Here is a 26,650-nt window from a genome sequence, read left to right on the forward strand (position 1 = left end):
CCTACACCCTTTTACGCCACTGTCGAGGTGTCCCATTTTTACCCGAGTAGCTAATTTTTGCCGGAAAGTCCTGAAGCGTGATGAAGAGGAAGCCCCTGCAGAGGTTGAACCAGAGCGTCTTATGACCATCATTCCTCGTGAAAGCCACACCATCTCACGCAAAGACATCAGCGAAAATGCCCTCAAAGTGCTCTATCGCCTGAATAAAGCCGGTTATGAAGCCTATCTGGTAGGCGGTGGCGTGCGCGATTTGCTGCTGGGGCAAAAACCCAAGGATTTCGATGTCACGACCAACGCCACGCCAGAGCAGATGCGCAAGCTGTTCCGCAACTGTCGCCTGGTGGGTCGCCGTTTTCGTCTGGCGCACGTGATGTTTGGTCCGGAAGTGATCGAAGTTGCGACCTTCCGCGGTCATCATCAGGTGGAAGAGAGCGAGGACGATCGCAACAATTCGCAGCGCGCCCAGAGCGGTATGCTGCTGCGCGATAACATCTTCGGTACTATCGAAGATGATGCCCAGCGCCGCGATCTCACCATCAACAGTCTTTACTACAGCGTCGCCGATTTCAGCGTGCGCGACTATGTCGGCGGCCTGAACGACCTGCAACAGGGCATCATTCGCCTGATTGGCGATCCGGAAACCCGCTATCGCGAAGATCCGGTGCGGATGCTGCGCGTAGCGCGCTTTGCCGCCAAGCTCAATATGAGCATTGCGCCGGAAACGGCCGAGCCGATCCCGCGTCTGGCGTCGCTGCTGCGTGATATTCCGCCTGCGCGCCTGTTCGAAGAGTCGCTGAAGCTGCTGCAGGCGGGTTACGGTTACAGTACCTACCTCAAGCTGTGTGAATATCAGCTGTTCCAGCCGCTGTTCCCGACGCTGGCGCGCAACTTCACCGAGCAGAGTGACAGCCTGATGGAGAAGATGCTGGCACAGGTGCTGAAAAACACCGATAACCGCATCCATAACGACATGCGCGTTAATCCGGCCTTCCTGTTCGCCGCCATGTTCTGGTATCCGCAGCTCGAAACCGCGGAGCGCATTGCGCAGGAGAGCGGCCTGACCTATTTCGAAGCCTTTGCGATGGCGATGAACGATACGCTGGATGAAGCCTGCCGCGCGCTGGCGATCCCGAAACGGATTACCTCGCTGATTCGTGATATCTGGCTGCTGCAGTTACGCATGTCGCGTCGCCACGGTAAACGCGCCTGGAAGCTGATGGAGCATCCTAAGTTCCGTGCCGCCTATGACCTGCTGGCCCTGCGCGCGGAAGTAGAGAACAACCCGGAACTGCTGCGCCTGAGCCAGTGGTGGGGAGAGTTTCAGGTGGCGGCTCCGCCCCATCAGAAAAACATGCTGAACAACCTGGGTGACGATCCGGCGCCGCGTCATAAATCGCGCCGTCCACGCCGTCGTCCATCAGCTCCGCGTCGCGACAATCAAAACGCCTCATGACCCGGGTTTACCTGGCATTAGGCAGTAATCTTGCCGATCCGCTGCATCAGGTTGATGCAGCGCTGACCGCACTGGATGCGTTGCCGCACACGCAACGCATTGCCACCTCCCCGTTCTACCGCACGCCACCTTACGGCCCACCCGATCAGCCTGATTTCCTCAACGCCGCCGTGGCGCTGGAGACCTCACTGAGTGCGGACGCGTTGCTGGATCATACCCAGCAGATTGAACGCGAACATGGCCGGGTCCGCAAGGCGGAACGCTGGGGCCCGCGCACGCTGGATATTGATGTGATGCTGTTTGGCGAAGCGGTGATTAACAGCGATCGGCTGATCGTCCCGCATTATGACCTGCTGAACCGCGCCTTTATGCTGGTGCCGCTGCTGGCGATTGCCCCTGACGCCACGCTGCCGGATGGCCGGGCGCTGAGCGCTATTCTGGCAACGCTCGATAGCCGCGATATCCGTCTCTGGCGCGCCTGAGCACACAATCTCACTTCTTCGATTCCGCTCCTGAACGCTATCCAGTAAACTGCGCCCATCAGAATTTCTGAGTAGAGAGCGCCATGAAACCCACCACAATGTCACATCTGCGTCAGTGGAAAGCCGACGGCAAAAAATTTGCCACGCTGACCGCCTACGATTTCAGTTTTGCCCGCCTGTTTGCCGATGAAGGCATTCAGGTGATGCTGGTTGGTGATTCCCTTGGCATGACGGTACAGGGTCACGATTCCACCCTGCCGGTCACGGTCAGCGATATCGCCTATCACACTGCCGCCGTACGGCGCGGCGCGCCTCAGGCGCTGCTGCTCGCCGATTTGCCGTTTATGAGTTACGCCACGCCACAGCAGACCTTCGACAACGCCGCTCAGCTGATGCGTGCCGGAGCCAACATGGTGAAGCTGGAAGGCGGAAGCTGGCTGGCAGAGACGGTGCGGATGCTGACCGAGCGTGCCGTGCCGGTTTGCGGTCACCTCGGGCTGACGCCGCAGTCGGTCAATATCTTTGGCGGTTATAAGGTGCAGGGCCGCGATGAAGAGGGCGCAGAGCAGCTGGTGAAAGATGCGCTGGCGCTGGAAGCGGCAGGTGCGCAGCTGATGGTGCTGGAGTGCGTACCGGTTTCACTGGCTCAGCGCGTGACCGCTGCGCTCTCTATTCCGGTGATCGGCATTGGTGCCGGTAACGTCACCGATGGACAGATCCTGGTGATGCACGATGCGCTGGGCGTGACCGGTGGCCATATTCCCAAATTTGCCAAAAACTTTCTGGCCGCGACCGGTGATATCCGCGCCGCGATTCGCCACTATATCGCCGACGTCGAAGCCGGAATCTATCCGGCGGCAGAGCACAGTTTCCAGTAATTCAGGAGAGTCACCGTGTTGATCATTGAAACGCTGCCCATGCTGCGCCGGGAAGTGCGTCGCTGGCGGCAGCAAGCTAAGCGCATTGCGCTGGTACCGACGATGGGCAACCTGCATGAAGGCCATTTAACGCTGGTGGATGAAGCGCGTGCGCGCGGCGATATCGTGATTGTTTCGATCTTCGTCAACCCGATGCAGTTTGATCGTCCTGACGATCTGGCGCGCTATCCACGTACTCTGCAGGAAGATTGTGAGAAGCTGAATCGTCATCAGGTTGATGTGGTGTTTGCCCCGTCGCCGGCTGAAGTCTACCCGCACGGCCTGAAGAATCAGACCTTTGTTGAAGTCCCGGTGCTCTCTTCGCTGCTGGAGGGCGAGACGCGTCCCGGCCATTTTCGCGGCGTGGCGACCATTGTCAGCAAGCTGTTTAACCTGGTGCAGCCGGACATTGCCTGTTTCGGTGAAAAGGATTTTCAGCAGCTGGCTATCATTCGCAAGATGGTGGCGGATATGGGCTTCGACATTGAGATTGTCGGCGTGCCAACGGTGCGCGCCAAAGATGGCCTGGCGCTGAGTTCGCGCAATGGCTACTTAACCGCTGACGAACGTAAGCTGGCACCTGCGCTGAGTCAGGTTATGAATCAGATGGCGGCGCGGCTGGCTGACGGCGAACGCCACATTGAAGAGATTATTGAACAGGCGAATCAGACGCTGCTGGAACGGGGATTGCGCCCGGATGGTTTGGCCATCTGCGACGCGGAAACGCTGCAACCCCTGACGGTTGATAGCCAGCGCGCCGTGGTGCTGATGGCGGCCTGGCTGGGTAATGCCCGTTTAATCGATAATCAAACTGTGGACCTGACGCAGTAAGCTGCAGGTCATTTTATTCCTCGTCTGACAAGGTTTCTGGCTATGATCCGTACCGTTCTACAAGGCAAATTGCACCGCGTGAAGGTGACACAGGCGGACCTCAACTATGAAGGTTCCTGTGCCATCGATCAGGACTTTCTCGATGCGTCCGGCATTCTGCAATATGAAGCGATTGATATTTATAACGTCACCAACGGCCAGCGCTTTTCCACCTACGCCATTGCCGCTGAACGGGGTTCAAAAATCATCTCGGTCAACGGGGCAGCAGCGCGTTGCGCCTGTGAAGGCGACATTCTGATCATCTGTTCTTACGTGCAGGTCGAGGATGCAGAAGCGCGCCAGTGGCAGCCTAAAGTGGCCTATTTTGAAGGCGATAACCAGATGAAGCGGCTGGCTAAAGCTGTCCCCGTCCAGGTTGCCTGACCTAAAAAGGGGCGCCGATCGACCATCGGTGCCCCTCTTTTCACTTCACCCGCCGTGTTACACCGGTTTAGTGGCAAGCGTTTTAGACGGTTTTTTCATGGTAAACAGGAAGTTGAACCAGCCACGTTTCCTGAGCAGACACAGCGTCCACGGCAGCGCCAGCGCCACCAGAAAGGCCGATATAAATTTCAGATCGTTGACCCAGGCTGACGGGCTTTCAAACTTCACCATCTTGCTGAAGAACTGAATCGCCAGATAGTGCGACAGGTAAAAGACGATAGAATTGACCCCGATATAGTAGACCAGCCCCGACTTTAACTTCAGCGCAATCCAGACAAAAAACGGTACTGACAACAGCGCCAGCGGCGACAGTAACGCCGGGGAGTGGGTTTCCAGCATAAAGATATTTAAGCAGGAGAGCAGCACAAAGCTCAGCAGTGAAAGAATGAGCGTCGGCCCATGCTGCACCTTATCAGCGATATCAACCTGTTTTCTGACGATGTAATCACCCAGGTAGAAGAAGACGAACAGATAGAACGCCTTATTGACGTGGGTATTATCAAAGCTGGCAAAGATGCTGTCAGGATCGATCGCTGGTAATCCCCAGCTCAGCCCCATGCAGACCGCGAATACCAGCAGGAACGGCAGGTGACGGGCAAAAATAATCACCACGAAGAAAATAAACAGCGACTGCAGGAACCAGGTCATATCTCCCCCGCCCGTCAGGTGGGAAAGAATAATATTCAGTGGTGATTGCGGGGTATTGGCCATTGAGCTGAAGACGATCTTTAACCCGCCATAAATAATCACCCAGACCACGAACGGATAGAGAATACTGCGGATCTTATTATTAAAAAAAGGACCCAGCCCTTTTCTGAGGCCCGCATCAACAAATAAGCCTGAAACGAAAAACATCAGTCCTAGTCGAACGGGTGCAAGCATTTCATTTAACAGGCTACTGAAGGCGGTAAAGTGTCCGGCATTATTATGTACGGCGATGGTGCTATGCAAAAAAATGATGGCGAGAATACTTAATCCCCGCAGATTATCGATCCACGTAATACGATTCATCTTTTCCTGCCTTGTATTTAATAGTGGCCCTGATTGCAGACCATTTTCTTATTGAATACTCAACATTCCCACTTTCTGTCCGTGAGCAGAGGAACAACGTTAATCTGGCGATATCCTGATCACTATTGTACAAATAAACAACAGCCAGCATTTAATCCAATTCCTAAAAAACTTTAAGTTTTTTAAAATCATGATGATATAAATAAAAAAGGAATTATTATCAGATAATACTCAAGTTTATCAGCCAGTAGCCGGAATCAGTTCTGCCGCAGCGGAAAGCTAATAATGAAGGGGGAATTTATGATGTCATTAAAACGTTAAACTTAATACTATCAACCAGATTAAGGCGGATGATTTCCAGGCGGACAAAAAAAAGCCACGCTGTTATCACCGCGTGGCTTTAATTTTATTTTATTGATCAGGTACGTAATCCGCGCCCGCGCTGAATCAGGGTATAGACCAGCCCGTAGAACACCACGATAAAGGCGATCAATACCGACAGCGTAAATACCAGCGGCACGTCGTTAATGCCGAGGAAGCCGAAACGGAAGCCGCTGATCATATAAACAATCGGATTCAGTTTTGAAACGGCCTGCCAGAATGGAGGCAGCAGCGTCAGGGAATAGAACACCCCACCGAGGTAGGTTAACGGCGTCAGCACAAACGTCGGGATCAGGCTGATATCATCAAAGGTTCGGGCAAACACCGCATTCAGCAGACCGGCCAGCGAAAACAGCACGGCGGTCAGCAGCAGCGTCACCGCCACCATCGTCCAGGAGTGGACATGGAACGGCACAAAGAACAGCGAAATGGCGGTGACCAGAATGCCGACGCAGACGCCACGAGCCACGCCGCCGCCCACGTAACCGGCAATGATAATGTGGGTTGGCACCGGCGCCACCAGCAGCTCTTCAATATTGCGCTGAAACTTGGCGCTGAAGAACGATGAGGCCACGTTCGCGTAGGCATTGGTGATCACCGCCATCATGATCAGACCCGGCACGATAAACTGCATATAGCTGAAACCGTGCATCTCACCAATCCGGGAGCCGATCAGGTTACCGAAGATGATGAAGTAAAGCGTCATGGTGATCACCGGCGGCACCAGCGTCTGGATCCAGATGCGGGCGAAACGGTTAATCTCTTTGGCCCAGATGCTCTTCAGCGCCACCCAGTACAAATGTGTCATGCTTTTGCTCCTGTTTTTCCCTGCGTCAGGCCGACGAACAACTCTTCCAGACGGTTGGCTTTGTTACGCATACTCAGCACCTGCACGCCCTGCGCACTGAGCTGGCTGAACACGCTGTTCAGGCCCTGCTCGCGCAACACTTCCACTTCCAGCGTCGAGGTATCCACCAGACGGTACTGAAACCCTTCCAGCGTCGGTAATGGGCTGCGCGGTGCCAGATCGAGAATAAAAGTTTCCGATTTGAGTTTGGAAAGCAGTTCTTTCATCGAGGTGTTCTCGACCAGCTCCCCGCTCTGGATAATGCCGATATTGCGGCACAGCATCTCGGCCTCTTCCAGATAGTGAGTGGTGAGAATAATGGTAGTGCCTTTGGCATTGAGATCTTTCAGGAATACCCACATTGAGCGGCGCAGTTCAATATCAACGCCAGCAGTCGGCTCATCGAGGATCAGCAGCTTAGGTTCGTGCATCAGCGCCCGGGCGATCATCAGACGGCGCTTCATGCCACCGGAGAGCATCCGCGCGCGTTCGCTGCGTTTGCCCCACAGATCGAGCTGTTTCAGGTACTTTTCTGCCCGTTCATTGGCTTCGCGGCGTTCAACACCGTAGTAACCCGCCTGGTTGACGACGATTTGCATCACCGTCTCAAACGGGTTGAAGTTAAATTCCTGCGGCACCAGGCCGAGCTGACGTTTGGCGTTGACCACATCTTTTTCCAGATCGTAGCCAAACACCCGGACGCTGCCGTCAGATTTGTTCACCAGCGAGCTGATAATGCCGATGGTGGTCGATTTACCGGCGCCGTTCGGTCCCAGCAGTGCATAAAAATCACCGGCTTCAACATTAAGATCGATACCCTTCAGCGCCTGCACGCCGCCGGGATAGGTCTTGGTCAGCCGGGAAAGTTCCAGTGCATATGTCATTCCGAATCCATACCCTGTATTGATGGCAATCTGATGCCGTTTAAATTTGTGAAGCCTTCGCCTATAGTACGCCCACGCACTCTGCGCAGTAACCGGTCGCTCAACGCCATGACAGATATCGATACCCTGATCAGTAATAACCGTGAATGGTCTAAATTACTGGTCGAAGAAGATCCCGGCTTTTTTGAGCGGCTCGCCCAGGCACAAAAACCGCGCTTCCTGTGGATTGGCTGTTCTGACAGCCGCGTCCCCGCCGAACGTCTGACCGGACTGGAACCGGGTGAACTCTTTGTCCACCGCAACGTTGCCAATCTGGTGATTCACACCGATCTCAACTGTCTTTCCGTGGTGCAGTACGCCATCGAAGTGCTGGAAGTTGAACACGTCATCGTGTGCGGTCACTACGGCTGCGGCGGCGTGCAGGCGGCGATGGATAACCCGGAACTGGGGTTGATCGACAACTGGCTGCTGCACATCCGCGACCTCTGGTACAAGCATAGCGTGTTGCTGGGGGAACTCCCGCCGGATAAACGTCTGGATAAACTGTGCGAAATCAACGTCGTTGAACAAGTCTATAACCTGGGACACTCAACCGTGCTGCAATCTGCCTGGAAACGCGGGCAAAATGTCTCACTGCATGGCTGGGTTTACGGCATTCATGACGGCTGTCTGCGTAACCTTGACGTTACGGCAAACAGCCGCGAAATCCTTGAACAACGTTACCGTCACGGCATCGCTAATCTGCTGTATAGCGAGAAATAAGCGGCATCAGGCGCGACACAGCCTACACGAAGCCGGCGCGGCTGGCCTTGGAAGAATGTGCGGTGCGGTGTGCGCGACTCAGGATTCGGTCGGCACCACTTTGCCGATATAGGGCAGATGACGATAGTGCTGCGCATAATCGATCCCGAACCCGACCACGAACTCGTCCGGAATCGCAAAGCCGACGTACTCCACGTTGACCTCCACTTCCCGGCGTTCCGGCTTGTCCAGCAGGGTACAGATGGCGAGTGACTTCGGCTGACGCAGCTGCAGAATTTCACGCACCTTGCTCAGGGTATTACCGGAGTCGATGATATCTTCGACAATCAGCACATCTTTGCCACGAATATCTTCATCCAGATCTTTCAGGATTTTCACATCGCGGCTGCTGGACATGCCGCTGCCGTAACTGGACGCGGTCATAAAATCGACTTCGTGCGGGACGTCAATGGCACGGCACAGATCGGCCATAAACATAAAAGAGCCGCGCAGCAGCCCCACCAGCACCATGTCACTGCCGCTGTCACGGTAGTGGTCATTAATCTCTTTGCCCAGTTCAGCGATGCGCGCGGCGATTGCCTGTTCAGGGATCATCACTTCAACAGTGTGTTTCATTGCTTTCAGCCCGGTTACGTCAGAAAAGCCACGAAGTCTATCATAGTCATCAGCGTGGCGGCTGCGATCGGCGCGAAGCAAACGATACCGTAGCGAAATTTATTGCCGCCCGCCGCGGGGTCGTTGCAATGCGCATTACCTTAGAACTTTCTGGCATTTACCAGCATGATTCGCTGCATGGTAGCCTTTATCCAACATATCATTACTCCACTCGCGCCGCAGGCCGGAGATCTCAATGACGTCATCAAGCAAGAAAACTCACATCGGCGATCGCCCGCTGCATCCTGAAACTCAGATGCTCAATTACGGCTACGATCCCCGTCTCTCTGAAGGTGCGGTCAAGCCACCGGTGTTCCTGACCTCAACCTTTGTCTTTGACAGCGCCGAAGAAGGACGGGATTTCTTCGATTACGTCTCAGGCCGGCGTGAACCGCCCGAAGGGAAAACGGGCGGGCTGGTCTATTCGCGCTTTAACCATCCCAACAGTGAAATCGTTGAGGATCGGCTGGCGGTCTATGAGCAGGCGGAGAGCTGTTCACTGTTCTCTTCCGGCATGGCGGCGATCGCCACGGCGCTGCTGACCTTTGCCCGACCAGGCGAGGTGATCCTGCATTCGCAGCCGCTGTATGGCGGCACCGAAACCCTGCTCAGCAAGACGATGCACAATCTGGAGATTAAGGCGGTCGGCTTTAGCGACGGGAATGACGAGAACCGGGTGCGTGAAGCGGCGCAGCAGGCGATGACGCTGGGCCGGGTCGCGATGATCCTGATCGAGACGCCAGCCAATCCGACTAACAGCCTGGTGAACATCCGCCTGATGGCGCGCATCGCCGATGAGATTGACCAGCAGCAGGGCTCTCGCCCGATTATCGCCTGCGACAATACGCTGCTCGGCCCGCTGTTTCAGCAGCCGCTGACGCTGGGTGCCGATCTGTCGCTCTACTCCCTGACCAAATATGTGGGCGGTCACTCCGACCTGATTGCCGGGGCAGCGATGGGCAGTAAAAAGTTAATGGCGCAGGTCCGCGCGCTGCGCAGCGCTATCGGCACGCAACTCGATCCGCACTCCAGCTGGATGCTCAGCCGCTCGCTGGAGACGCTGTCGCTGCGCATGGAGAAAGCGTTTCACAATGCCGAGGCGGTGGCCGCCTTCCTGCGCGATCATCCGAAGGTGGCCAAGCTGCACTGGCTGCCCTATCTGGATGCAGAGAGTGCCGAAGGCAAAACCTACCGCGAGCAGTGCAGCGGCGCCGGTTCGACCTTCTCGTTTGATATTGTCGGAGGTCAGCCCGCTGCATTTCTTTTTCTCAATGCGCTGGCGCTGTTCAAGCAGGCGGTGAGCCTCGGCGGCACCGAGTCGCTGGCCAGCCATCCCGGCAGCACCACCCACTCTGGCGTGCCGCAGGCGGTGCGTCAGCGTATCGGGATCACTGACGCCACGGTGCGGCTGTCGATCGGCATCGAGAACGCGGGCGACCTGATTGAAGATATCCGGCTGGCGCTGGATCAGGCCTGATTTCAGCTGACGGTGAACCCGAGCATCATGCCGGTATCTTCATGCTCCAGCAGATGACAGTGGGCCATGTAAGCATGTTCGGCGGCGGCGACGTAATTGAAGCGCACCAGGACTTCGCTGCGCCAGCCGTCGACATTCACCATATCTTTCCAGCCCTGACGATGCGGTGCCGGTGGCTTGCCGTTCTCTGACAGAATACGGAACTGGGTGCCGTGAATGTGGAACGGATGCAGCATCGCGTCGCCCTCGCCGGAAATCGTCCATTTCTCAAACTCGCCCAGCTTCACCGCAAAGGACGGTTTCGTCATGTTGAACGCCTGGCCGTTGATCTTATTGCCGTTTCGGAAATCATAACCGGCCGGTTGTGCCATGCCGTGCATACTGTGATCCATACCTTCCATCGGCGGCATCGGCTCTGCCGTCTTTTTCTCCTGCATCTGCGGCATCGCGTGGTGGCCGCCCTTGCCCATCGCCTTGTCACCGTAGCGCTGCATCAGCGCCTGCATACCCCGTTGATCCAGTTGCGGGTCCATCATCAGTTGCAGCCAGCGCGTGTTCAGCCCCTCGGTTTTCGGCACTGGCGGCAGCGTTGCCAGCTGATCCGGCAGCGTGGCGCTGGCCATCACCCGCAGCGGCAAAATCTGCACCAGCGGCAGCGGCTGGTCGAACGGTGCCAGCGTCATGCCCATCTGCCCGACCGGCAGCGTCACCAGATCAAAGGCTTTCCCATCCGAGGTATCGATCATCACTTCAAAACGTTCGCCCGGCAGCATCGGCAGTGACGCCAGCTTCACCGGCTCGGTCAGCAGCCCGCCGTCGCTGGCGATGACATAGAGCGGACGCTGGTCACTGGCGGCAACCTGCAGCGAACGGGCATTGCAGCCATTCAGCAACCGCAACCGCAGCCAGCCGCGCGGCACCGCATGTTGCGGGTACTGCACGCCATTGGTCAGCATCATGTCGCCAAACCAGCCAACTGCTGCGCGCATCACATCCAGCTGGTAATCAATCTGACTGCCATCTTTGGTCAGCTGTTTATCCTGAAAGATCAGCGGCACGTCATCCACGCCCCATTGGGTCGGCAGCCGCAATTTACCCATTTCATCATCTTCCAGCAGGATCAGCCCGGCCAGCCCCTGCGCCACCTGATGCCCGGTTTTCCCATGCAGATGCGGATGATACCAGCAGGTCGCGGCCGGTTGATCGGGAGTAAAAGAGACCTGTCGCGAGCCGCCAGCCGCGATGCTGGCCTGTGGACCGCCATCGACGGCGCCAGGGATCTCCAGTCCATGCCAGTGCAGCGTAGTGGCTTCGCTGAGCCGGTTATGTATGTTCACCGTGGCGGGCTTGCCACTTTGCAGCTTTATCGCCGGGCCGAGTAAGCTGCCGTTATAACCCCAGGTCGGCACCGCCTTACCGTTCCACTCCGTAGTGCCCTGCATAGCGGTCAGCGAGTACTGGCCCCTGGCATCCGGCAACAGCAGTGACGGAATCGGTAACAGCGGCCGGCTGGCGGCCATCAGCGAGCGGCTCCAGAGCGGCAGCGCCCCGGCCGCACTCAGGGCGGCCGTGAGTTTCAGGAATTGGCGACGTTGCATGGTAATCATCCTTGTAGCATGAGAGCAGACAGCCTAAACCCTGACCTTATGGGAAGGTCAAGCGTTACGCACCGGAATCAGCCGAAAAAAGGCGGAGAGCCGCACGGTACGGCAAATTAATCGAAAACCTGATAGTAACTGTGCTAACGTCATTAACAATATCCATTGAAGAGAACGATTATGAAGCAAAGCTTTAAGATCCTGCTGCTGACAGGACTCCTTGGCTTCTCCTCCACCAGTTTTGCCCTGAGCGAATCCGAAGCGGAAGATCTGGCCGATCTGACGGCGGTGTTCGTCTATCTGAAAAATGATTGCGGCTATCAGGATCTGCCGGATGCGCAGATCCGTAAGGCACTGGTGTTTTTTGCTCAGCAGAACCGCTGGGATTTAAGCAACTACAGCAATTACAACATGAAGGCGCTGGGCGAAGAGAGCTATCGTGACCTGAGCGGCATCGCCATCACCAACGATAAAAAATGTAAGTCGCTGGCGCGCGATTCGCTGAGCCTGCTGGCTTACGTCCGCTAATCCTCCTCTCTCTTCTGCTGGACATTTGACCGTGCAACCACGGTCAGAGTTAGCTATGATGTGCCGCCCATTTTCATGGCGATGTCATCAGAGGAGAGCCCCACCATGGCCCAAAATGAAATGTGGTATGAAACCCTTCATGCCGGTTTTGGTCAGTATTTCACCATCGATAAACAGCTCTATCGTGAGAAAACTGCGCATCAGGATTTAATCATTTTCGAAAATGCCGCGATGGGTCGCATCATGGCGCTGGACGGCGTGGTGCAGACCACCGAGCGCGACGAATTTATCTATCATGAAATGATGACCCACGTTCCTCTGCTGGCGCACGGCGCGGCGAAAAGCGTGCTGATCATTGGCGGCGGCGATGGTGCCATGCTGCGTGAAGTGTCGCGTCATCCGCAGATCGAAAAGATCACCATGGTGGAAATCGACGCTGGCGTGGTCACCTTCTGCCGCCAGTACCTGCCGAACCACAGCGCCGGTGCCTATGACGATCCGCGCTTTACCCTGGTGATCGACGACGGCGTTAACTTCGTCAATCAGACCACCGAAAAATTTGATGTCATCATCTCTGACTGCACCGATCCCATCGGTCCCGGTGAAAGTCTGTTTACCTCAGAATTTTATGCCGGCTGCAAAGCGGCCCTTAATGAAAATGGCATCTTTGTGGCGCAGAATGGCGTCTGCTTCCTGCAACAGGATGAAGCGGTCAACAGCCATCGCAAACTGGGCCACTATTTTTCCGATGTCAGCTTCTATCAGGCGGCAATTCCGACCTATTACGGCGGCATCATGACCTTTGCCTGGGCGAGTGACAATCCGGCCCTGCGCCAGATCGATAGCGCTACCCTGCAGGCGCGTTTTGAGGCCGCTGGCCTCACCTGCCGTTACTACACACCGGCAATCCATACCGGCAGTTTTGCCCTGCCGCAATATCTGTTGAATGCGTTATCCGCCACGCGCTGATGGCACATTTCTAAGGGGGTGAATAAAATTGCAAAAGCTAAAACTACATGGCTTCAACAACCTGACTAAGAGCCTGAGTTTTTGTATTTACGATATTTGCTATGCGAATACTGAAGCTGAACGCGATGGTTATATTGCCTACATTGATGAGCAATATAACGCTAATCGTCTGACCGAAATTCTGACCGAGACCTGCTCGATCATTGGTGCCAACGTGCTGAACATTGCGCGCCAGGATTATGAGCCGCAGGGCGCCAGCGTCACCATTCTGGTCAGCGAAGAACCGATCGATCCGAAAGATATCGATAACTCGGAACACCCTGGCCCGTTGCCAAATTCGGTGGTGGCCCATCTGGATAAGAGCCATATCTGCGTACACACCTATCCGGAAAGTCACCCGGAAGGCGGACTCTGTACCTTCCGCGCCGATATTGAAGTCTCAACCTGCGGCGTGATTTCACCGCTGAAAGCGCTGAATTACCTGATTCACCAGCTGGAATCTGACATCGTGACGGTCGATTACCGGGTGCGCGGTTTTACCCGTGACGTAAAAGGGATGAAGCACTTTATCGATCATGAAATTAATTCGATCCAGAACTTCATGTCGGATGATATGAAGGCGATGTATGACATGGTGGATGTGAACGTTTATCAGGAGAACATCTTCCATACCAAGATGTTGCTGAAAGAGTTCGATCTCAAGCACTACCTGTTCAACACCCAGCCTGAAGATCTCAGCCCGCAGGAACACAAGCGAATCACCGACCTGCTGTGGAAAGAGATGCGTGAAATTTATTACGGCAGAAATATCCCGTCAGTGGGCTTAAAGACGCTGTAATCGTAGGTGGCGGCGCGCTGACTGCAACAGCGGGCGCGCCTTCCCTCCCTGTCACTTCAACTTCCCCATCATCGCAACGTCTCCAATACCCGATCGCCAACAATAATTTTTCCGTCTGAGGATGATATTTTCAGCGCTGGACGCTTCTCTTTCATCCCACGACAGGCAAAAAAATGGCAAGAATTAACGTAATGGATTTCGATGCCGTACCGGACGCCACCTCTCTTTCTACCCAGGCGATTCAACGCGCCATCGACAGCGCAACCGACGGCGATACCGTACTGATTCCGGCAGGACGCTTTCTCAGCGGAGCACTTTTTTTAAAGAGCAACATGACGCTGGAGCTGGCTGACAATGCGGTGCTGCTTGGCAGTCAGCAGCTGGAAGATTATCCACAAATCGACAGCCGCGTGGCGGGGATTGATATGGTCTGGCCGTCGGCGCTTCTTAACATCAATCATTGCCGAAACGTCACGCTGTGCGGCAATGGCACAATTGATGGGCAAGGCACCGTCTGGTGGCATAAATTCTGGGGCGATGATGAAAACAGTGGGATGCTGGCGGAATACAGCCAGCGCGGCCTGCGCTGGGTGGTGGATTACGACTGCCAGCGGCCACGCAACCTGGTGGTGTATCACAGTGAGAACGTGACGCTGGCGGGCTTTACCTCACGGGATTCCGGCTTCTGGAATGTTCACATCTGTTATTCAACGCAGGTTATTTTGCAGGGTCTGCGGGTGCTGAACCAGACAGGCCCCAGTACCGACGGCATCGATATTGATTCCAGCCAGCAGGTTCGCGTCGAAGGCTGTACCGTTTCCTGCAATGACGACAATATCTGCGTGAAATCGGGACGCGGTGCCGAAGCGCAACAGCTGGGCAGAACGGCGCGCGATATTATTATTCGCGACTGTACGCTGCTGAAGGGCTCGGGCATTACGCTGGGGAGCGAAACCTCTGGCGGTATTGAAAATGTCATAATCGAGCACAATCGCTTTTCCGGTACCGGAGTCGGATTTCGCATTAAGTCAGCCCGCAACCGCGGAGGATGGATCAGCAATATTATTGTCCGCCACCTGACGCTTGAGGATGTTTGCTATCCCTTTATGCTCCAGCTGAACTGGTTCCCGCAGTACAGCTACAGCGCGCAGTCAGCCGACGCAGAACAGCCGCCGCACTGGCGAAAACTGGCATCGGGCGTAGAGGGGCTGGCCGGGCTGACGCGAGTGGAGAATATTACCATCAGCCACATTACCAGTAGCCTGAGCCAACCCGCCCTGTTTTCACGCGCGTTTTTCATTGAAGGCGCGGCGGAACAGCCGATTGATCAGTTACGTTTCAGTGATATCCGGCTACAGGCGCAGGAATTTGGCAAGATAGCCGGCGTCAGTAATCTGATCTTTGAACGGGTCAGCGTTGATGCACCCGCCGCAACGCTGACAGAGAATGATGCTTATCATCGTTAGCGATACCTCTGACGACAGATGGCTGCGGGACAAGCCCATTGAAACGTCTTCAGGTTGAAGTCAGTGCGAGCGTAATCCCGCGCTCGCGCAGGGCGAGGCCGACCTCTTCCTCTAACCGGCAGTCAGTGACCACATCGGTCAGGCTTTCCAGCGGCACGGCGCAAAACAGCGACCAGGAACCATATTTGCTGCTGTCTGCCAGCAATATCCGACGAGAAGCATTGGCCAGCAGATCGTGTTTCAGTCCGGCTTTTTCCTCCGTCGGCGTGGTAATACCGCGCTCCAGGCTCCACGAGTTACAACTGACAAAAGCGATATCGGGATTGATGCCGCGCAACAGCCGACGGCCGTGCTCGCCAATACAGGACTGGCTGGAATCATCAATGCGACCCCCGATAATCGTCACCTCAATCTGCCTGAATTCCGACAAAAACAGCGCAATGTGCAGATCGGCGGTAATCACCCGCAGCGGCAGATGGGTCAGCTGCCGTGCCAGCTCCAGCATGGTGGTACCGGCATCCAGCACCACCGAATCGCCCGCCTGAACAAAACGGGCAGCACAGGCCGCAATCGCCTGCTTTTCGGCCAGGTTACGCTGCATTTTCTCCAGCGTCGTCGGTTGCGTGGGAATAAAGCGGTTGAGAGTAACACCGCCATGACTGCGGCTGATGACTCCTTCTTTATCCAGCTTAATCAAATCACGTCGAATGGTAGCCGGTGAGGCGGAGATGGCACTGACCAGTTGCTCAACAGTCACCAGATTATGGCTTTTCAGGTAATCCATAATCTGGTCAAGACGGCTCTGTCCCTTCATATTTCCCTATGCGAGCTGCATCGCGAGTTTGATAGAGATCGCCATGCTGTCAGACTTCGCTTTACCTGTCCAGGCGATATCAAACGCGGTGCCGTGGTCCGCCGAGGTGCGGATAAACGGCAGGCCCGCCGTGATGTTAACCCCGTCGTAGAATCCCAGCAGTTTAAGCGGAATATGCCCCTGATCGTGGTACATCGCGACCACCATGTCATACCGTCCATCCTGGCACTGCAGGAACACCGTGTCCGGCGGACAAGGCCCGTAGACATCAATCCCCTGCGCTTTCATCGCCTCAATAGCGGGTGCCACGGTGGTGATCTCCTCATCGCCAAACAGCCCGTTTTCACCGGCGTGCGGATTCACGCCCGCCACGGCGATACGCGGGGCGCTGTAACCGACACGACGCAGGAAGGTGTCCGCCATCCCGATCACCGTCTCAATGCGTGAGCGGCTCAGGGTATCGAGGAATTTACGCAGCGCAATATGGGTCGTGACATGAATCACTTTCAGCTTATCGGTATAGAGGACCATGGCGTAATCACGACTGTTAGTCAGTTTTGCCAGTAACTCTGTGTGACCTGGATAAAGATGGCCCGCCGCATGCAGCGCCTCTTTATTCAACGGCGCGGTGGCAATGGCGTGTACTTCGCCCGCCAGCGCAAGTTCGGCGGCACGCTTTACGCAACGGTATGCCAGATCCCCTGCCTGAGCCTGCACTTTCCCTGGTGCTAGCGATGCGGGATCTTTTAACGGCTCATCAATAACATTGATTACCCCTGGCATAAAGCGTGCCTCCGAAACCCTGTTAATCAGGTTAAGTTCTGAGGGAGGTGTAATTGCTAAAGCCTGGATGCGCTTTAGCGTGAGCAGACAACCAATCACCACGACCTTCGCGCCAGAGAGCTCGCTACCGGCAAGGGACTTAATGATAATTTCAGGACCGATCCCTGCCGGATCGCCCATGGTGACTGCAACGATTTTACTTCCCACTGTACATCTCCTCGATAAAATAAAGTGCATCACGCAGCGTGGTTTGACAGCCAAAACCGCCCGCTTTGGTGATTACCGGCAAGTCATCAATTTCACTATTAATAAAGGTGCCGCAGGGTATGCAGGGAGCCACTTCCGCATTGATACGATAGCCTTCAGCCCCCAAGGCGCGGGCGACAGCAATAGCGATATCGCCACCCGTCAGAAACAGACCGCCAATCTGCGTATGCGTGATAATACGCAGCGTTATTTCGCCCAGCGCCTGGCTGATACGATCCCCCAGTTGCTGACGGCTGAGCTGCATCGTTTCGCAAAGTTGCTCAATACGGCGTCGTTCATCACTATCACGACAGGTACGCAATGCGCAGTGACGGCGGGTTTTCAGCATGTCGATAGCGCGTCCGGCAATCTGCTGGCAAGCGTGAGTCGCGTCTTCCAGCAACAGGGCTTCGACGTCGATATCAACAATCCCCAGCAGCTCTTCCTGTTGCGCAAAAGTAATCTGTTGCCGGGTCACTTCGCTCATTGAACCGGCAACCACCAGCACAGGCAGCCGCTGCCTGTCGCTAAGGTAACTTTCAGCGGGCAACGCATTAGCAAACCCTGCGGCACCGACTAGCAGTAATGAGGTGGTGAGGTGAGGAAGACACTGAGCCAGCAAAGCCAGATCACTTTCCTGCACGGCATCAATAACGACGATACCGCGCTCCTGATGACCCAGCGCCGCCAGCCTTTCGGCAAGTCTGCCACTGCGCACAACGGCCAAATCCACTTCATAAACAGGTATCCGGGTTTGCGCCTCAATAAGCGTCCGGATATGTGAAGAGAGGATCGGCGTTTTCGGATCGCTGGCATATTCCGTTTCAGCCAGTGGCACATCAAAAACCCGGCATTCTCCCTGCAACGTTGTTCGTCCCGCAGCCGGAATAGCCGCCGCGATAAGGGCAAGCTGCGCACCACTGGCCTGCATCGCAGCCTCGATCTCAGCGCCGACATTGCCACGAAAGGTTGAGTCAATTTTTTTATACACAACAGGCCGATCAGCGCTGCCGCAAAAAGGTTGTAATGCGGTCAACACTTTTTGGCGGGCATCGTCAGGTGTCAGCGCCCGGCTCTCCGTGTTGATAACCAGCACATCACACCCCCGCGCAGGCTTGTGCTGGTCGCTCAGCAGCACATCGATCCGCGCGCCTTTTTTAGCCAGCTGCACCCCGGTATCATTTGCACCAGTAAAATCATCGGCAATGACGACCATTTTCATGCAGCATTCTCCTCTCTGGCCGCTTTCGCAGAGACGCGTCTGGCGACCCATGAACTGAGGACAGGAGTCAGGATCGCCGTGGTGATAACTGAAGCTGCAATCAGGGGCGCCGCCGCCGCCGCCACCGCTGCCATCGAAGGATCAGCCTGGGCTATGGCCAGCGGTGTCGCCACGGCATTACCCGCCGTGCTGGAGGCCGCTGCACCCGCAATACCCGATCCACCCACCAGGCGATCGGCGCGAATATTAAAAAATCCGCCCACAAAGGTCGTGATGAACCCTAAGAGAATGCCGGCCAGTCCGCCCTGAAGAAGCATCTCCAGATTGATGCCAGCCCCTAAGGCAAAAGCGAAGAAAGGGATCAACAGCGGGCCGCCTTTGGTGAGAAATTCACGCATATTGTGATCAAGGTTTCCGAGTAGCATACCGACCAGTAAAGGCACCAGCACCGCGACCAGAGCCATCAGCGGAATATTGGCCATACCGGCCGCCCCCAACGCGATCAGGGTAAAGAAAGGACCATCGTTCAGCGATAATACCGAGATAGCACCGACATCCCGCTCATTGCCAAACTCGCCGACCAGCGCAGCATACAAGCCTCCGTTAGAGTTGCTCATTGCTGCAATAATGGCGATGCCAGTCAGGCCGAATATTCCCTCTGCCCCGAACAGATGTTCGACTCCCAGACCCAGTGCAACCGCAACCAGCAATTTAGTCAGCGTGATGGTTCCACCCTGTAGCAGCGCATGAGGCGCAGCTTTAAAACTGATGCCTGCGCCCATGCACAATAAAAATGCGCCAATCAGTGTCGCTGCGCCATTTTTAAACAATGCGGTCGTGAAACCGCCAATATTCAGCGCTGCAGGATAAAAGGTGTTGATCAACGCACCGATAACCAGCGGGACGACCATCATCCCTCCCGGGACTTTTTCTATTGCCGCCTTTAGTTTCATATTACACCCAGAATGATTTTAAATAGTCAAAATGATTGTAATAGATCAAATAAAAACAAATGTGAGGTCAGTCGCAGATAAATAATAATCAAAATGATTAATTTTGCTCATTTGGTCCTGCAGGTTACAACCAGCAGCCAGACCGGCGATCCTCAACAGAGCGGGTAGGAAGAGACAGAAAGACAGGAATGGAGGTAATGAAAACCGAATCAGCGGGAAGCGCACCCGGCGAAACTAAACAGGTGCACTCAAAGGGAGCGGGATTAACAGGCCGAAAAGTTACGTCCGGCTTTTATTACCATACTGATTGACGAACTGGCGATAGGCGGCGATCACCAGCAGGAAATCTTCAATGCCGCAGAATGAGAGGCTCTCTTCGTCGTAGTAGTTCATCCCCTCTTCCATGCCGTCATCTTCCAGCGCCAGCAGGTTGGCGCGGATCATCACCTCTTCCTCATCCAGCAGGATGGTGTACTCGCTGCCGACGCGCTGCCATTGCCGCACGCTGCCTTTCACATCTTCGATTGCGGCTTCGACTTCATCCAGCAGGCCAGGATCGTCTCTGACCTCTTCATTGAACCAGTGGCCGACCGCTTCGTGATCCATCGACATGCGCACCTTAATCTGGCCGGTCACATCGCGTAAAAATTCATATTCCATCGCCCGTTCCTCTCTACATCATCGCGTCACGTTATCAGTGTCAGCGCTGCCTCAACGGCAAAGTGTGACAAGTGGCGCATTATTGCAGGCTGTCCGGCGAAATGCAGCTTTTCATCGCGCCGGTTGCCGTCGCACAGACGAAAAAAAGGGGCGAATCATCGCCCCTTTTTACGGCTATCGGTCAGTGAATCAGACTGCAGTCTGGAAAATCACGCCGTCAGCTTTGTCGGTGTACTGCGTCAGCTGGTCGAAGTTGAGATAGCGATAAGTGTCGCTGGCGGTTTTATCCACCTGCGCCATAAATTGCTGATACTCATCCGGCGTTGGCAGACGGCCTAACAGTGAGGCCACTGCCGCCAGCTCGGCTGATGCCAGGTAGACGTTCGCGCCGGTACCCAGACGGTTCGGGAAGTTACGGGTTGAGGTGGAGACCACCGTCGCACCGTCCGCCACGCGTGCCTGGTTACCCATGCAGAGTGAACAGCCTGGGATCTCGATACGCGCCCCGCTCTTACCGAATACGCTGTAGTAGCCTTCTTCGGTCAGCTGCGCCGCATCCATCTTGGTTGGCGGTGCCACCCACAGACGAGTCGGTAACTGCCCTTTATGGCTATCCAGCAGCTTACCGGCTGCACGGAAGTGACCGATGTTGGTCATGCACGATCCGATGAAGACTTCATCGATCTTCTCGCCCTGCACATCAGAGAGCAGACGGGCATCATCCGGATCGTTTGGTGCGCAGAGGATCGGCTCTTTAATATCTGCCAGATCGATCTCAATCACCGCGGCATATTCCGCATCCGCATCCGCTTCCAGCAGCTGTGGATCCGCCAGCCATTTCTCCATCCCTTCAACACGACGCTCCAGCGTACGACGATCGCCATAGCCTTCAGCAATCATCCACTTCAGCAGAACGATGTTGGAGTTCAGGTATTCAATGATCGGGTCTTTATCCAGCTTGATGGTACAGCCCGCCGCTGAACGTTCCGCTGACGCATCTGACAGCTCAAACGCCTGCTCGACTTTCAGATCCGGCAGACCTTCAATCTCCAGGATGCGGCCAGAGAAGATGTTTTTCTTACCTTTCTTCTCAACGGTCAGCAGACCCTGTTTGATGGCATACAGCGGGATGGCGTGAACCAGATCGCGCAGCGTAATGCCTGGCTCCATTTTACCTTTGAAGCGCACCAGCACCGATTCCGGCATGTCGAGCGGCATCACGCCGGTCGCGGCGGCAAACGCCACCAGGCCTGAACCCGCCGGGAAAGAGATACCGATCGGGAAACGGGTATGTGAATCACCGCCGGTGCCGACGGTATCCGGCAGCAGCATACGGTTCAGCCAGCTGTGGATGATGCCGTCACCCGGACGCAGCGACACACCGCCACGGTTCATGATGAAGTCGGGCAGCGTATGGTGCGTATTCACATCCACTGGCTTAGGATAAGCCGCGGTGTGACAGAATGATTGCATCACCAGATCGGTTGAGAAACCGAGGCACGCCAGATCTTTCAGCTCATCACGGGTCATCGGACCGGTGGTATCCTGCGATCCTACTGAGGTCATTTTCGGTTCGCAATAGGCGCCCGGACGAACACCCTCAATGCCACAGGCGCGGCCGACCATCTTCTGTGCCAGCGAGAAACCGCGGGTGCTCTCCGCGACATCTTTCGCCTGACGGAATACGGTGCTGTGCGGCAGACCCAGCGACTCACGCGCTTTGGTGGTCAGGCCACGACCGATGATCAGCGGAATACGGCCACCGGCGCGCACTTCGTCAATCAGCACTTCAGTTTTCAGTTCGAAGCTGGCCAGCAGTTCGTTGGTCTGATGGTTGCGCACTTCGCCTTTGAATGGATAGATGTCGATGACATCGCCCATGTTCAGGTTGTTCACATCCACTTCGATCGGCAGTGCGCCCGCATCTTCCATGGTGTTGAAGAAGATTGGAGCAATTTTGCTGCCCAGCACCACGCCGCCGCCTTTTTTGTTCGGCACGTTCGGGATGTCGTCGCCCATAAACCACAGCACCGAGTTGGTGGCGGATTTACGTGAGGAACCGGTACCGACGACGTCACCGACGTACGCCAGCGGGAAGCCTTTAGCCTGCAGCGCCTGGATCTGTTTGATCGGGCCAACGTTGCCTGGCTCATCCGGCTCAATGCCTTCACGGGCATTTTTCAGCATCGCTAACGCGTGCAGTGGGATGTCAGGACGTGACCAGGCATCCGGAGCCGGAGAGAGATCATCGGTGTTGGTTTCGCCGGTGACTTTGAACACCGTAACGGTAATTTTTTCAGCCAGTTCAGGGCGTGACAGATACCATTCCGCATCGGCCCACGATTGCATCACCTGCTTCGCGTATTCATTGCCCGCTTTCGCTTTCTCTTCCACGTCATAGAAGCTGTCGAACATCAGCAGCGTGTGTGAAAGGGCTTTGGCCGCGATCGGTGCCAGTTTCTGGTCTTCCAGCGCATCGATCAGCGGATGAATATTATAACCGCCCTGCATGGTGCCGAGCAGTTCAACCGCTTTTTCAGGAGAGATCAGAGGAGAGGTGGCTTCGCCTTTGGCGACAGCGGCCAGGAAACCCGCTTTAACGTACGCCGCTTCATCGACGCCCGGTGGAACACGGTTGACCAACAGATCGGTCAGAAATTCTTCTTCACCCGCAGGTGGATTTTTTAGCAGTTCAACCAGCGCGGCCATTTGGGAAGCATCTAAAGGCTTAGGTACGATCCCTTCTGCGGCACGCTCGGCAACGTGCTTACGGTATTCTTCTAGCACGACGTTATCCTCGCTCTCATTATGTAGGGCTTTCCGACCACCTTGCTCACTTATGGAGAACAACCTTACCTTATGATGTCCAGGTTGAGGTGCCCGGTTTCGCGGAGGGCAGAATAGCAGGATTTCGGGTGTTTGTTAATCTGTTTACAAAAATACAACATTAAATGCATAACCGTTTCTGCCGGTTTCCTGCCTGCTGGCACCGGGCATCTGAACCACAAACAGGCCAGCAAAGCAGGCGATCGCGCGGCAGAAAAGCGTCACGACTGAATAACGCGCCGGTCAGGTTTAATCAGGCAGTGAATTGTCTGAAATGCATAACGCGCAGGAATAGAAGACGCGGCAGGATTAACGTTTTGGCGGGAATGGCCCGGATTGGGCCGTGGCCGTTAAGGCCAGCCTGAACCGGCCTGATAGCGTAACGGCTAGAGCGTGGTTTTCATTTCGCGCAGTGATTCAGGCCAGTCGCCAGGCCAGACATAGTGATCTTTCAGAATTCTGGCGCTGTAGTCGAGGCAGATTTTCACCGGCAGGTTGGGATAGATTCTCTCCATCTCCGCGATCAGCTCCTCGCTGTTGTTAACCCGATGCAGCGCATTAATAAAATCGTTGATATAGCGGCGGGTAAAGCCAATTGCTGACGGACTCAGCGTTGGCGTAGTGCAGGAGTGACCGGGGATCACCACTTTCGGTGCCAGCGCTTCCAGCGTATCCAGACTCTGCATCCACTTCGCCATCCGTTCCGGCGTGCGCATGTCGGCAATCCAGACGTGGGCATCGGCAAACACCACATCGGAGGCGATCAGCGTGCGGGTCGAAGGGATCCAGAGTGGTGTCACCCGGATACAATCGCCGCTGAGCAGTCCGAGGATGTTAATCGGCTGGCCTTCCAGATAGAGCGTCTCCTGCTCAATCTCGGTAATCGGATAGGTGGTGCGAGCCCCATTCGCTTTCAGAACCTGCCTGCCCCAGTAATCAATTTTGAAGTCAAAAGCGTCGTTAACGTCTTCCGCCACCTGCTTGTAAGAGAGGATTTCAGCACGCGGGAAAACAGACTTAATGACTTCAAGACCAAGAAAGTGATCGGGATGCAGGTGGGTAATGAATATCCGTTTTAGCTCAAGACCGGTTTCAATAATCTCTGCCACCAGTCGATGCGCATTTGCCAGGGTAAACTGCGCATCCACCATCATCACCTCTTTTTCGCCCATGATAAGAGTGGAGCTGACCCCGAATCCATCATGGGCATCACTGCTGATAAAAACCTTTGTCGATAATTCCATTTTTCGTCCTCGCAAAACAGATCAGAAGCTACAAGACAGAAACTGCTATTAAGAAGAGGTCGTCATGACCTCTTCTGTGCAGGCTTAATTTTTCAGATTGTCCGGAAAGTTCGCTGGCAACTGGTCAGGTGGGCAGTCGATCACGCTTTCGTTATTTTCACCCACATCGCGGATTACGGTCAGCGTTGCGAACTCATCAATCACTTCGGTTGGATAAGCCGGACCCGCTTCGCGGAATTTTGCCATCTCTTCCAGATGATCATTCTGGAAGCAGACGGTTTTTTCCGGGTTGTTCATGACCCAGCGTGGGAAGAAGATGGTGCCATGGAAAATTTTATCAGCCAGATTAACGGCCAGGCTGACATCGGTGCCGGTTGGTTCAGTCCAGGAAACTTTATAGACATCCTGCGCCAGACGAACAACATAGACATGCTGATTTTTAACCCAGCGATTACCGACCATACCGCTGTGAATGCGATAGTCGATGGTGCTGGCATTTTTGATGTAGAGCTCGTAATTCCAGCCGTTGTCATAGGTGTAAACCAGATGTTTGCCGACGATGCCTGACAGGTCATGTTTATCAAAAGTGCTCATGATTAATTCCTCATTTGTTTTCCTTGAGGAGATTATTGCGCGTTACAAAAACGATTAATAACGCTATTTTTAACGCTAATTCATTCAAATTTTCGATGAGTATCCATGCATAAAACGACACTCGAACAGTGGTTCCTGCTCGACTCGGTAGTAAAGGAAGGCAGTTTTGCGCTGGCGGCAGAAAAAAATAACCGTAGCCAGTCCTCAGTCAGCTATCAGATTGGCCTGTTGCAGCAGCGACTGGACATCGCGCTACTGCAACAAGAAGGACGACGCGCGGTACTGACGGCGGAGGGCGAGCAGTTGCTGGCGCAGGCGCGTCCGCTGCTGACCGGTTTTAGCAGCCTGGAAGCGCAGGCTGCCGCCTTGCAGCGCGGTGAACCCTCGCGTGTCGACCTGATGGTCGATGCCATCGCGCCCAAGCCACTGCTGTTTACGGTGCTGCATCAGTTTCAGCAGCGTTATCCGCACGTCCGCGTCTGGTTCAGCGAAATCGTCCGCAGCGAAACGTCCGCCAGACTGGCCGAGCAGCAGGCCGATCTCTGGCTGGTAGCGCGCAGTGATGACGAACCGTTAGCCGGGGAAAGTCTGATGAGCGTTGACTTTATTGCGGTCGCTCATCGCGACCATCCCCTGCACAGCGAACCGGCACCGCTCAGTGCCGCCACTCTGGCGCGCTGGCCCTGCATCACCATCCTCGATCGCCAGCAACAGCAGCAGTCAGAGGTCAGCGGTGAGCAGGCCGAGAACTGGTCGTTCACCACCCTGTCGGCAGCCATTGAGGCGGTGCAGCATCAGCTGGGCTATGGCTGGTTGCCGGAGAAGAACATTGCCGCGCTACTGGCCAGCGGCGAGCTGCGCCCGCTCCCGCTGCTGCAGGGCCGTAGACGCTCAACCTCGCTGATGCTGCGCATTAATGAAGAGAGATTGCCAGGCAATGCGGCGATCGCCGTACTGGCGCAGATGTTTATCGACCAGGTGGCGGTTGATCGGCAGAGTTGATGGGTTGTGGATGGTTTGCGCGAGAGGATGAGTAAGGGTTGAGGTGGTTTTTCCCGGTTGGTGTGGGGAACAATGGAATGCCTGCAGCGCCGCCATCCTGCGCAACGGTTTATCCCCGCTCGCGCGGGGAACACGGCAGGTGGTTTTCAACGTCAGTGATCGAGCGCGGTTTATCCTCGCTGGCGCGGGGAACACAGGGGCAGGATTTATTTGATGAACCCGCATTAGGGTTTATCCCCGCTGGCGCGGGGAACACTTCGACATGTTCTTGATCATCCTCATTGCCGCCGGTTTATCCCCGCTGGCGCGGGGAACACGTCAGTCAGGGAGCGTGAAACGCACTGAGTGCCGGTTTATCCCCGCTGGCGCGGGGAACACATTTTTTGGGAGAAGCGACAAAAGCGCTCGGCCGGTTTATCCCCGCTGGCGCGGGGAACACACCTTCCCCTCCGCACATGTTGAAGTTTTCGTCGGTTTATCCCCGCTGGCGCGGGGAACACCTTGGTCAAAAGTAAACATATATAGCGGTTCCCGGTTTATCCCCGCTGGCGCGGGGAACACATCTGGATCTGCAAACGATTCTAGCGGATTGGCGGTTTATCCCCGCTGGCGCGGGGAACACGCCCAGCCATTTCAGCCAGCCGTCACGGATCTCGGTTTATCCCCGCTGGCGCGGGGAACACAGATGGAGACGATCTCTCACACAGAGAACAATCGGTTTATCC

At 55.4% G+C, this 26,650-nt stretch carries 25 protein-coding genes and 1 CRISPR repeat array (1 of these 26 only partly in view); of the genes, 12 read left to right on the forward strand and 13 right to left on the reverse strand.

Annotated elements, in window-relative coordinates:
* Positions 1-34: 34 nt before the first annotated feature.
* The 5 genes from pcnB to panD all read left to right on the forward strand — a co-directional run bounded on the left by pcnB (position 35) and on the right by panD (position 4,106).
* Positions 35-1,453: a polynucleotide adenylyltransferase PcnB gene (pcnB, locus tag WFK59_RS11350; protein ID WP_233988221.1), complete on the forward strand. Its 1,419-nt coding sequence runs from the start codon at positions 35-37 to the stop codon at positions 1,451-1,453.
* Positions 1,450-1,935 carry a 2-amino-4-hydroxy-6-hydroxymethyldihydropteridine diphosphokinase gene (gene folK / locus WFK59_RS11355; RefSeq protein WP_336755819.1) on the forward strand — a complete coding sequence of 162 codons (486 nt, stop codon included), beginning with the start codon at positions 1,450-1,452 and terminating at the stop codon, positions 1,933-1,935. The genes pcnB and folK overlap by 4 nt, the downstream gene beginning before the upstream one ends.
* A gap of 83 nt (positions 1,936-2,018) precedes the next feature.
* Positions 2,019-2,813 carry a 3-methyl-2-oxobutanoate hydroxymethyltransferase gene (panB, locus tag WFK59_RS11360; protein WP_336755820.1) on the forward strand — a complete coding sequence of 265 codons (795 nt, stop codon included), beginning with the start codon at positions 2,019-2,021 and terminating at the stop codon, positions 2,811-2,813.
* A gap of 15 nt (positions 2,814-2,828) precedes the next feature.
* Positions 2,829-3,683, forward strand: coding sequence for a pantoate--beta-alanine ligase (gene panC / locus WFK59_RS11365; protein WP_233985267.1), 855 nt, complete (start codon positions 2,829-2,831; stop codon positions 3,681-3,683).
* Between the two features lie 42 nt (positions 3,684-3,725).
* The gene (gene panD / locus WFK59_RS11370; RefSeq protein ID WP_031375740.1) at positions 3,726-4,106 is read left to right on the forward strand and encodes an aspartate 1-decarboxylase; all 381 of its coding nucleotides are present in this window, start codon (positions 3,726-3,728) and stop codon (positions 4,104-4,106) included.
* 57 nt (positions 4,107-4,163) lie between these two features.
* On the opposite strand, the gene WFK59_RS11375 is transcribed toward panD, so the two are convergent.
* From WFK59_RS11375 to WFK59_RS11385, 3 genes are all read right to left on the reverse strand, one after another.
* Positions 4,164-5,177: an acyltransferase family protein gene (locus WFK59_RS11375; protein ID WP_336755821.1), complete on the reverse strand. Its 1,014-nt coding sequence runs from the start codon at positions 5,175-5,177 to the stop codon at positions 4,164-4,166.
* A gap of 418 nt (positions 5,178-5,595) precedes the next feature.
* Positions 5,596-6,366 (reverse strand): ABC transporter permease, encoded by a 771-nt coding sequence (locus WFK59_RS11380; protein ID WP_089561393.1) that lies wholly within the window; start codon positions 6,364-6,366, stop codon positions 5,596-5,598.
* Complete coding sequence (locus WFK59_RS11385; RefSeq protein WP_031375742.1) at positions 6,363-7,289, reverse strand: ABC transporter ATP-binding protein; 927 nt, start codon at positions 7,287-7,289, stop codon at positions 6,363-6,365. Before WFK59_RS11385 ends, WFK59_RS11380 begins: the two co-directional genes overlap by 4 nt.
* Positions 7,290-7,397: 108 nt before the next feature.
* Here WFK59_RS11385 and can point away from each other — a divergent pair, with 108 nt between their 5' ends.
* The gene (gene can, locus WFK59_RS11390) at positions 7,398-8,051 is read left to right on the forward strand and encodes a carbonate dehydratase (protein ID WP_233985269.1); all 654 of its coding nucleotides are present in this window, start codon (positions 7,398-7,400) and stop codon (positions 8,049-8,051) included.
* 78 nt (positions 8,052-8,129) lie between these two features.
* Here can and hpt read toward each other — a convergent pair whose 3' ends face one another.
* On the reverse strand, positions 8,130-8,666 hold the full coding sequence (gene hpt, locus WFK59_RS11395) for a hypoxanthine phosphoribosyltransferase (protein WP_233985270.1): 537 nt from the start codon (positions 8,664-8,666) through the stop codon (positions 8,130-8,132).
* Between the two features lie 235 nt (positions 8,667-8,901).
* Here hpt and WFK59_RS11400 point away from each other — a divergent pair, with 235 nt between their 5' ends.
* Positions 8,902-10,182: a cystathionine gamma-synthase family protein gene (locus tag WFK59_RS11400; protein ID WP_336755822.1), complete on the forward strand. Its 1,281-nt coding sequence runs from the start codon at positions 8,902-8,904 to the stop codon at positions 10,180-10,182.
* Positions 10,183-10,184: 2 nt separating this feature from the next.
* Here WFK59_RS11400 and cueO read toward each other — a convergent pair whose 3' ends face one another.
* Positions 10,185-11,780 carry a multicopper oxidase CueO gene (cueO, locus tag WFK59_RS11405; protein ID WP_336755823.1) on the reverse strand — a complete coding sequence of 532 codons (1,596 nt, stop codon included), beginning with the start codon at positions 11,778-11,780 and terminating at the stop codon, positions 10,185-10,187.
* Positions 11,781-11,960: 180 nt separating this feature from the next.
* On the opposite strand from cueO, the gene WFK59_RS11410 reads away from it, so the two are divergent.
* The 4 genes from WFK59_RS11410 (at position 11,961) to WFK59_RS11425 (ending at position 15,581) form a co-directional block, all read left to right on the forward strand.
* On the forward strand, positions 11,961-12,308 hold the full coding sequence (locus WFK59_RS11410) for a YacC family pilotin-like protein (protein WP_094119295.1): 348 nt from the start codon (positions 11,961-11,963) through the stop codon (positions 12,306-12,308).
* 105 nt (positions 12,309-12,413) lie between these two features.
* Positions 12,414-13,277, forward strand: a complete 864-nt coding sequence (gene speE / locus WFK59_RS11415) for a polyamine aminopropyltransferase (protein WP_336755824.1) — start codon at positions 12,414-12,416, stop codon at positions 13,275-13,277.
* A gap of 28 nt (positions 13,278-13,305) precedes the next feature.
* On the forward strand, positions 13,306-14,115 hold the full coding sequence (gene speD, locus WFK59_RS11420; protein ID WP_094119293.1) for an adenosylmethionine decarboxylase: 810 nt from the start codon (positions 13,306-13,308) through the stop codon (positions 14,113-14,115).
* 173 nt (positions 14,116-14,288) lie between these two features.
* Complete coding sequence (locus WFK59_RS11425) at positions 14,289-15,581, forward strand: glycoside hydrolase family 28 protein (RefSeq protein ID WP_336755825.1); 1,293 nt, start codon at positions 14,289-14,291, stop codon at positions 15,579-15,581.
* 49 nt (positions 15,582-15,630) lie between these two features.
* Here the strand turns inward: WFK59_RS11425 and WFK59_RS11430 are convergent, their stop codons facing one another.
* From WFK59_RS11430 to WFK59_RS11465, 8 genes are all read right to left on the reverse strand, one after another.
* Positions 15,631-16,395, reverse strand: coding sequence for a DeoR/GlpR family DNA-binding transcription regulator (locus tag WFK59_RS11430; RefSeq protein WP_233985275.1), 765 nt, complete (start codon positions 16,393-16,395; stop codon positions 15,631-15,633).
* A gap of 6 nt (positions 16,396-16,401) precedes the next feature.
* Entirely contained in the window at positions 16,402-17,415 is a 1,014-nt protein-coding gene (locus WFK59_RS11435) for a D-threonate 4-phosphate dehydrogenase (protein WP_336755826.1), read from the reverse strand.
* Complete coding sequence (gene dtnK, locus WFK59_RS11440; RefSeq protein WP_336755827.1) at positions 17,375-18,646, reverse strand: D-threonate kinase; 1,272 nt, start codon at positions 18,644-18,646, stop codon at positions 17,375-17,377. Before dtnK ends, WFK59_RS11435 begins: the two co-directional genes overlap by 41 nt.
* Positions 18,643-19,599: a 2-keto-3-deoxygluconate permease 1 gene (locus WFK59_RS11445; protein WP_336755828.1), complete on the reverse strand. Its 957-nt coding sequence runs from the start codon at positions 19,597-19,599 to the stop codon at positions 18,643-18,645. The genes dtnK and WFK59_RS11445 overlap by 4 nt, the downstream gene beginning before the upstream one ends.
* A gap of 279 nt (positions 19,600-19,878) precedes the next feature.
* Entirely contained in the window at positions 19,879-20,259 is a 381-nt protein-coding gene (yacL, locus tag WFK59_RS11450; protein ID WP_336755829.1) for a protein YacL, read from the reverse strand.
* 189 nt (positions 20,260-20,448) lie between these two features.
* Positions 20,449-23,046, reverse strand: a complete 2,598-nt coding sequence (gene acnB, locus WFK59_RS11455) for a bifunctional aconitate hydratase 2/2-methylisocitrate dehydratase (protein ID WP_336755830.1) — start codon at positions 23,044-23,046, stop codon at positions 20,449-20,451.
* A gap of 425 nt (positions 23,047-23,471) precedes the next feature.
* Positions 23,472-24,329, reverse strand: coding sequence for an MBL fold metallo-hydrolase (locus WFK59_RS11460; protein WP_336755831.1), 858 nt, complete (start codon positions 24,327-24,329; stop codon positions 23,472-23,474).
* Positions 24,330-24,413: 84 nt separating this feature from the next.
* A complete protein-coding gene (locus WFK59_RS11465) occupies positions 24,414-24,923 on the reverse strand; it encodes a phenolic acid decarboxylase (RefSeq protein WP_039391324.1) in 510 nt (169 codons plus the stop codon).
* A gap of 105 nt (positions 24,924-25,028) precedes the next feature.
* Between WFK59_RS11465 and WFK59_RS11470 the strand changes: the two genes are divergently transcribed.
* On the forward strand, positions 25,029-25,925 hold the full coding sequence (locus WFK59_RS11470) for a LysR family transcriptional regulator (protein ID WP_336755832.1): 897 nt from the start codon (positions 25,029-25,031) through the stop codon (positions 25,923-25,925).
* Positions 25,926-26,030: 105 nt separating this feature from the next.
* Positions 26,031-26,650: a CRISPR direct-repeat array (repeat unit 29 nt; unit sequence CGGTTTATCCCCGCTGGCGCGGGGAACAC); it runs 1,849 nt beyond the window's last position.

The sequence above is a fragment of the Pantoea sp. USHLN298 genome (genome assembly GCF_037149395.1).
In the GTDB taxonomy this organism is placed as follows: domain Bacteria; phylum Pseudomonadota; class Gammaproteobacteria; order Enterobacterales; family Enterobacteriaceae; genus Pantoea; species Pantoea astica.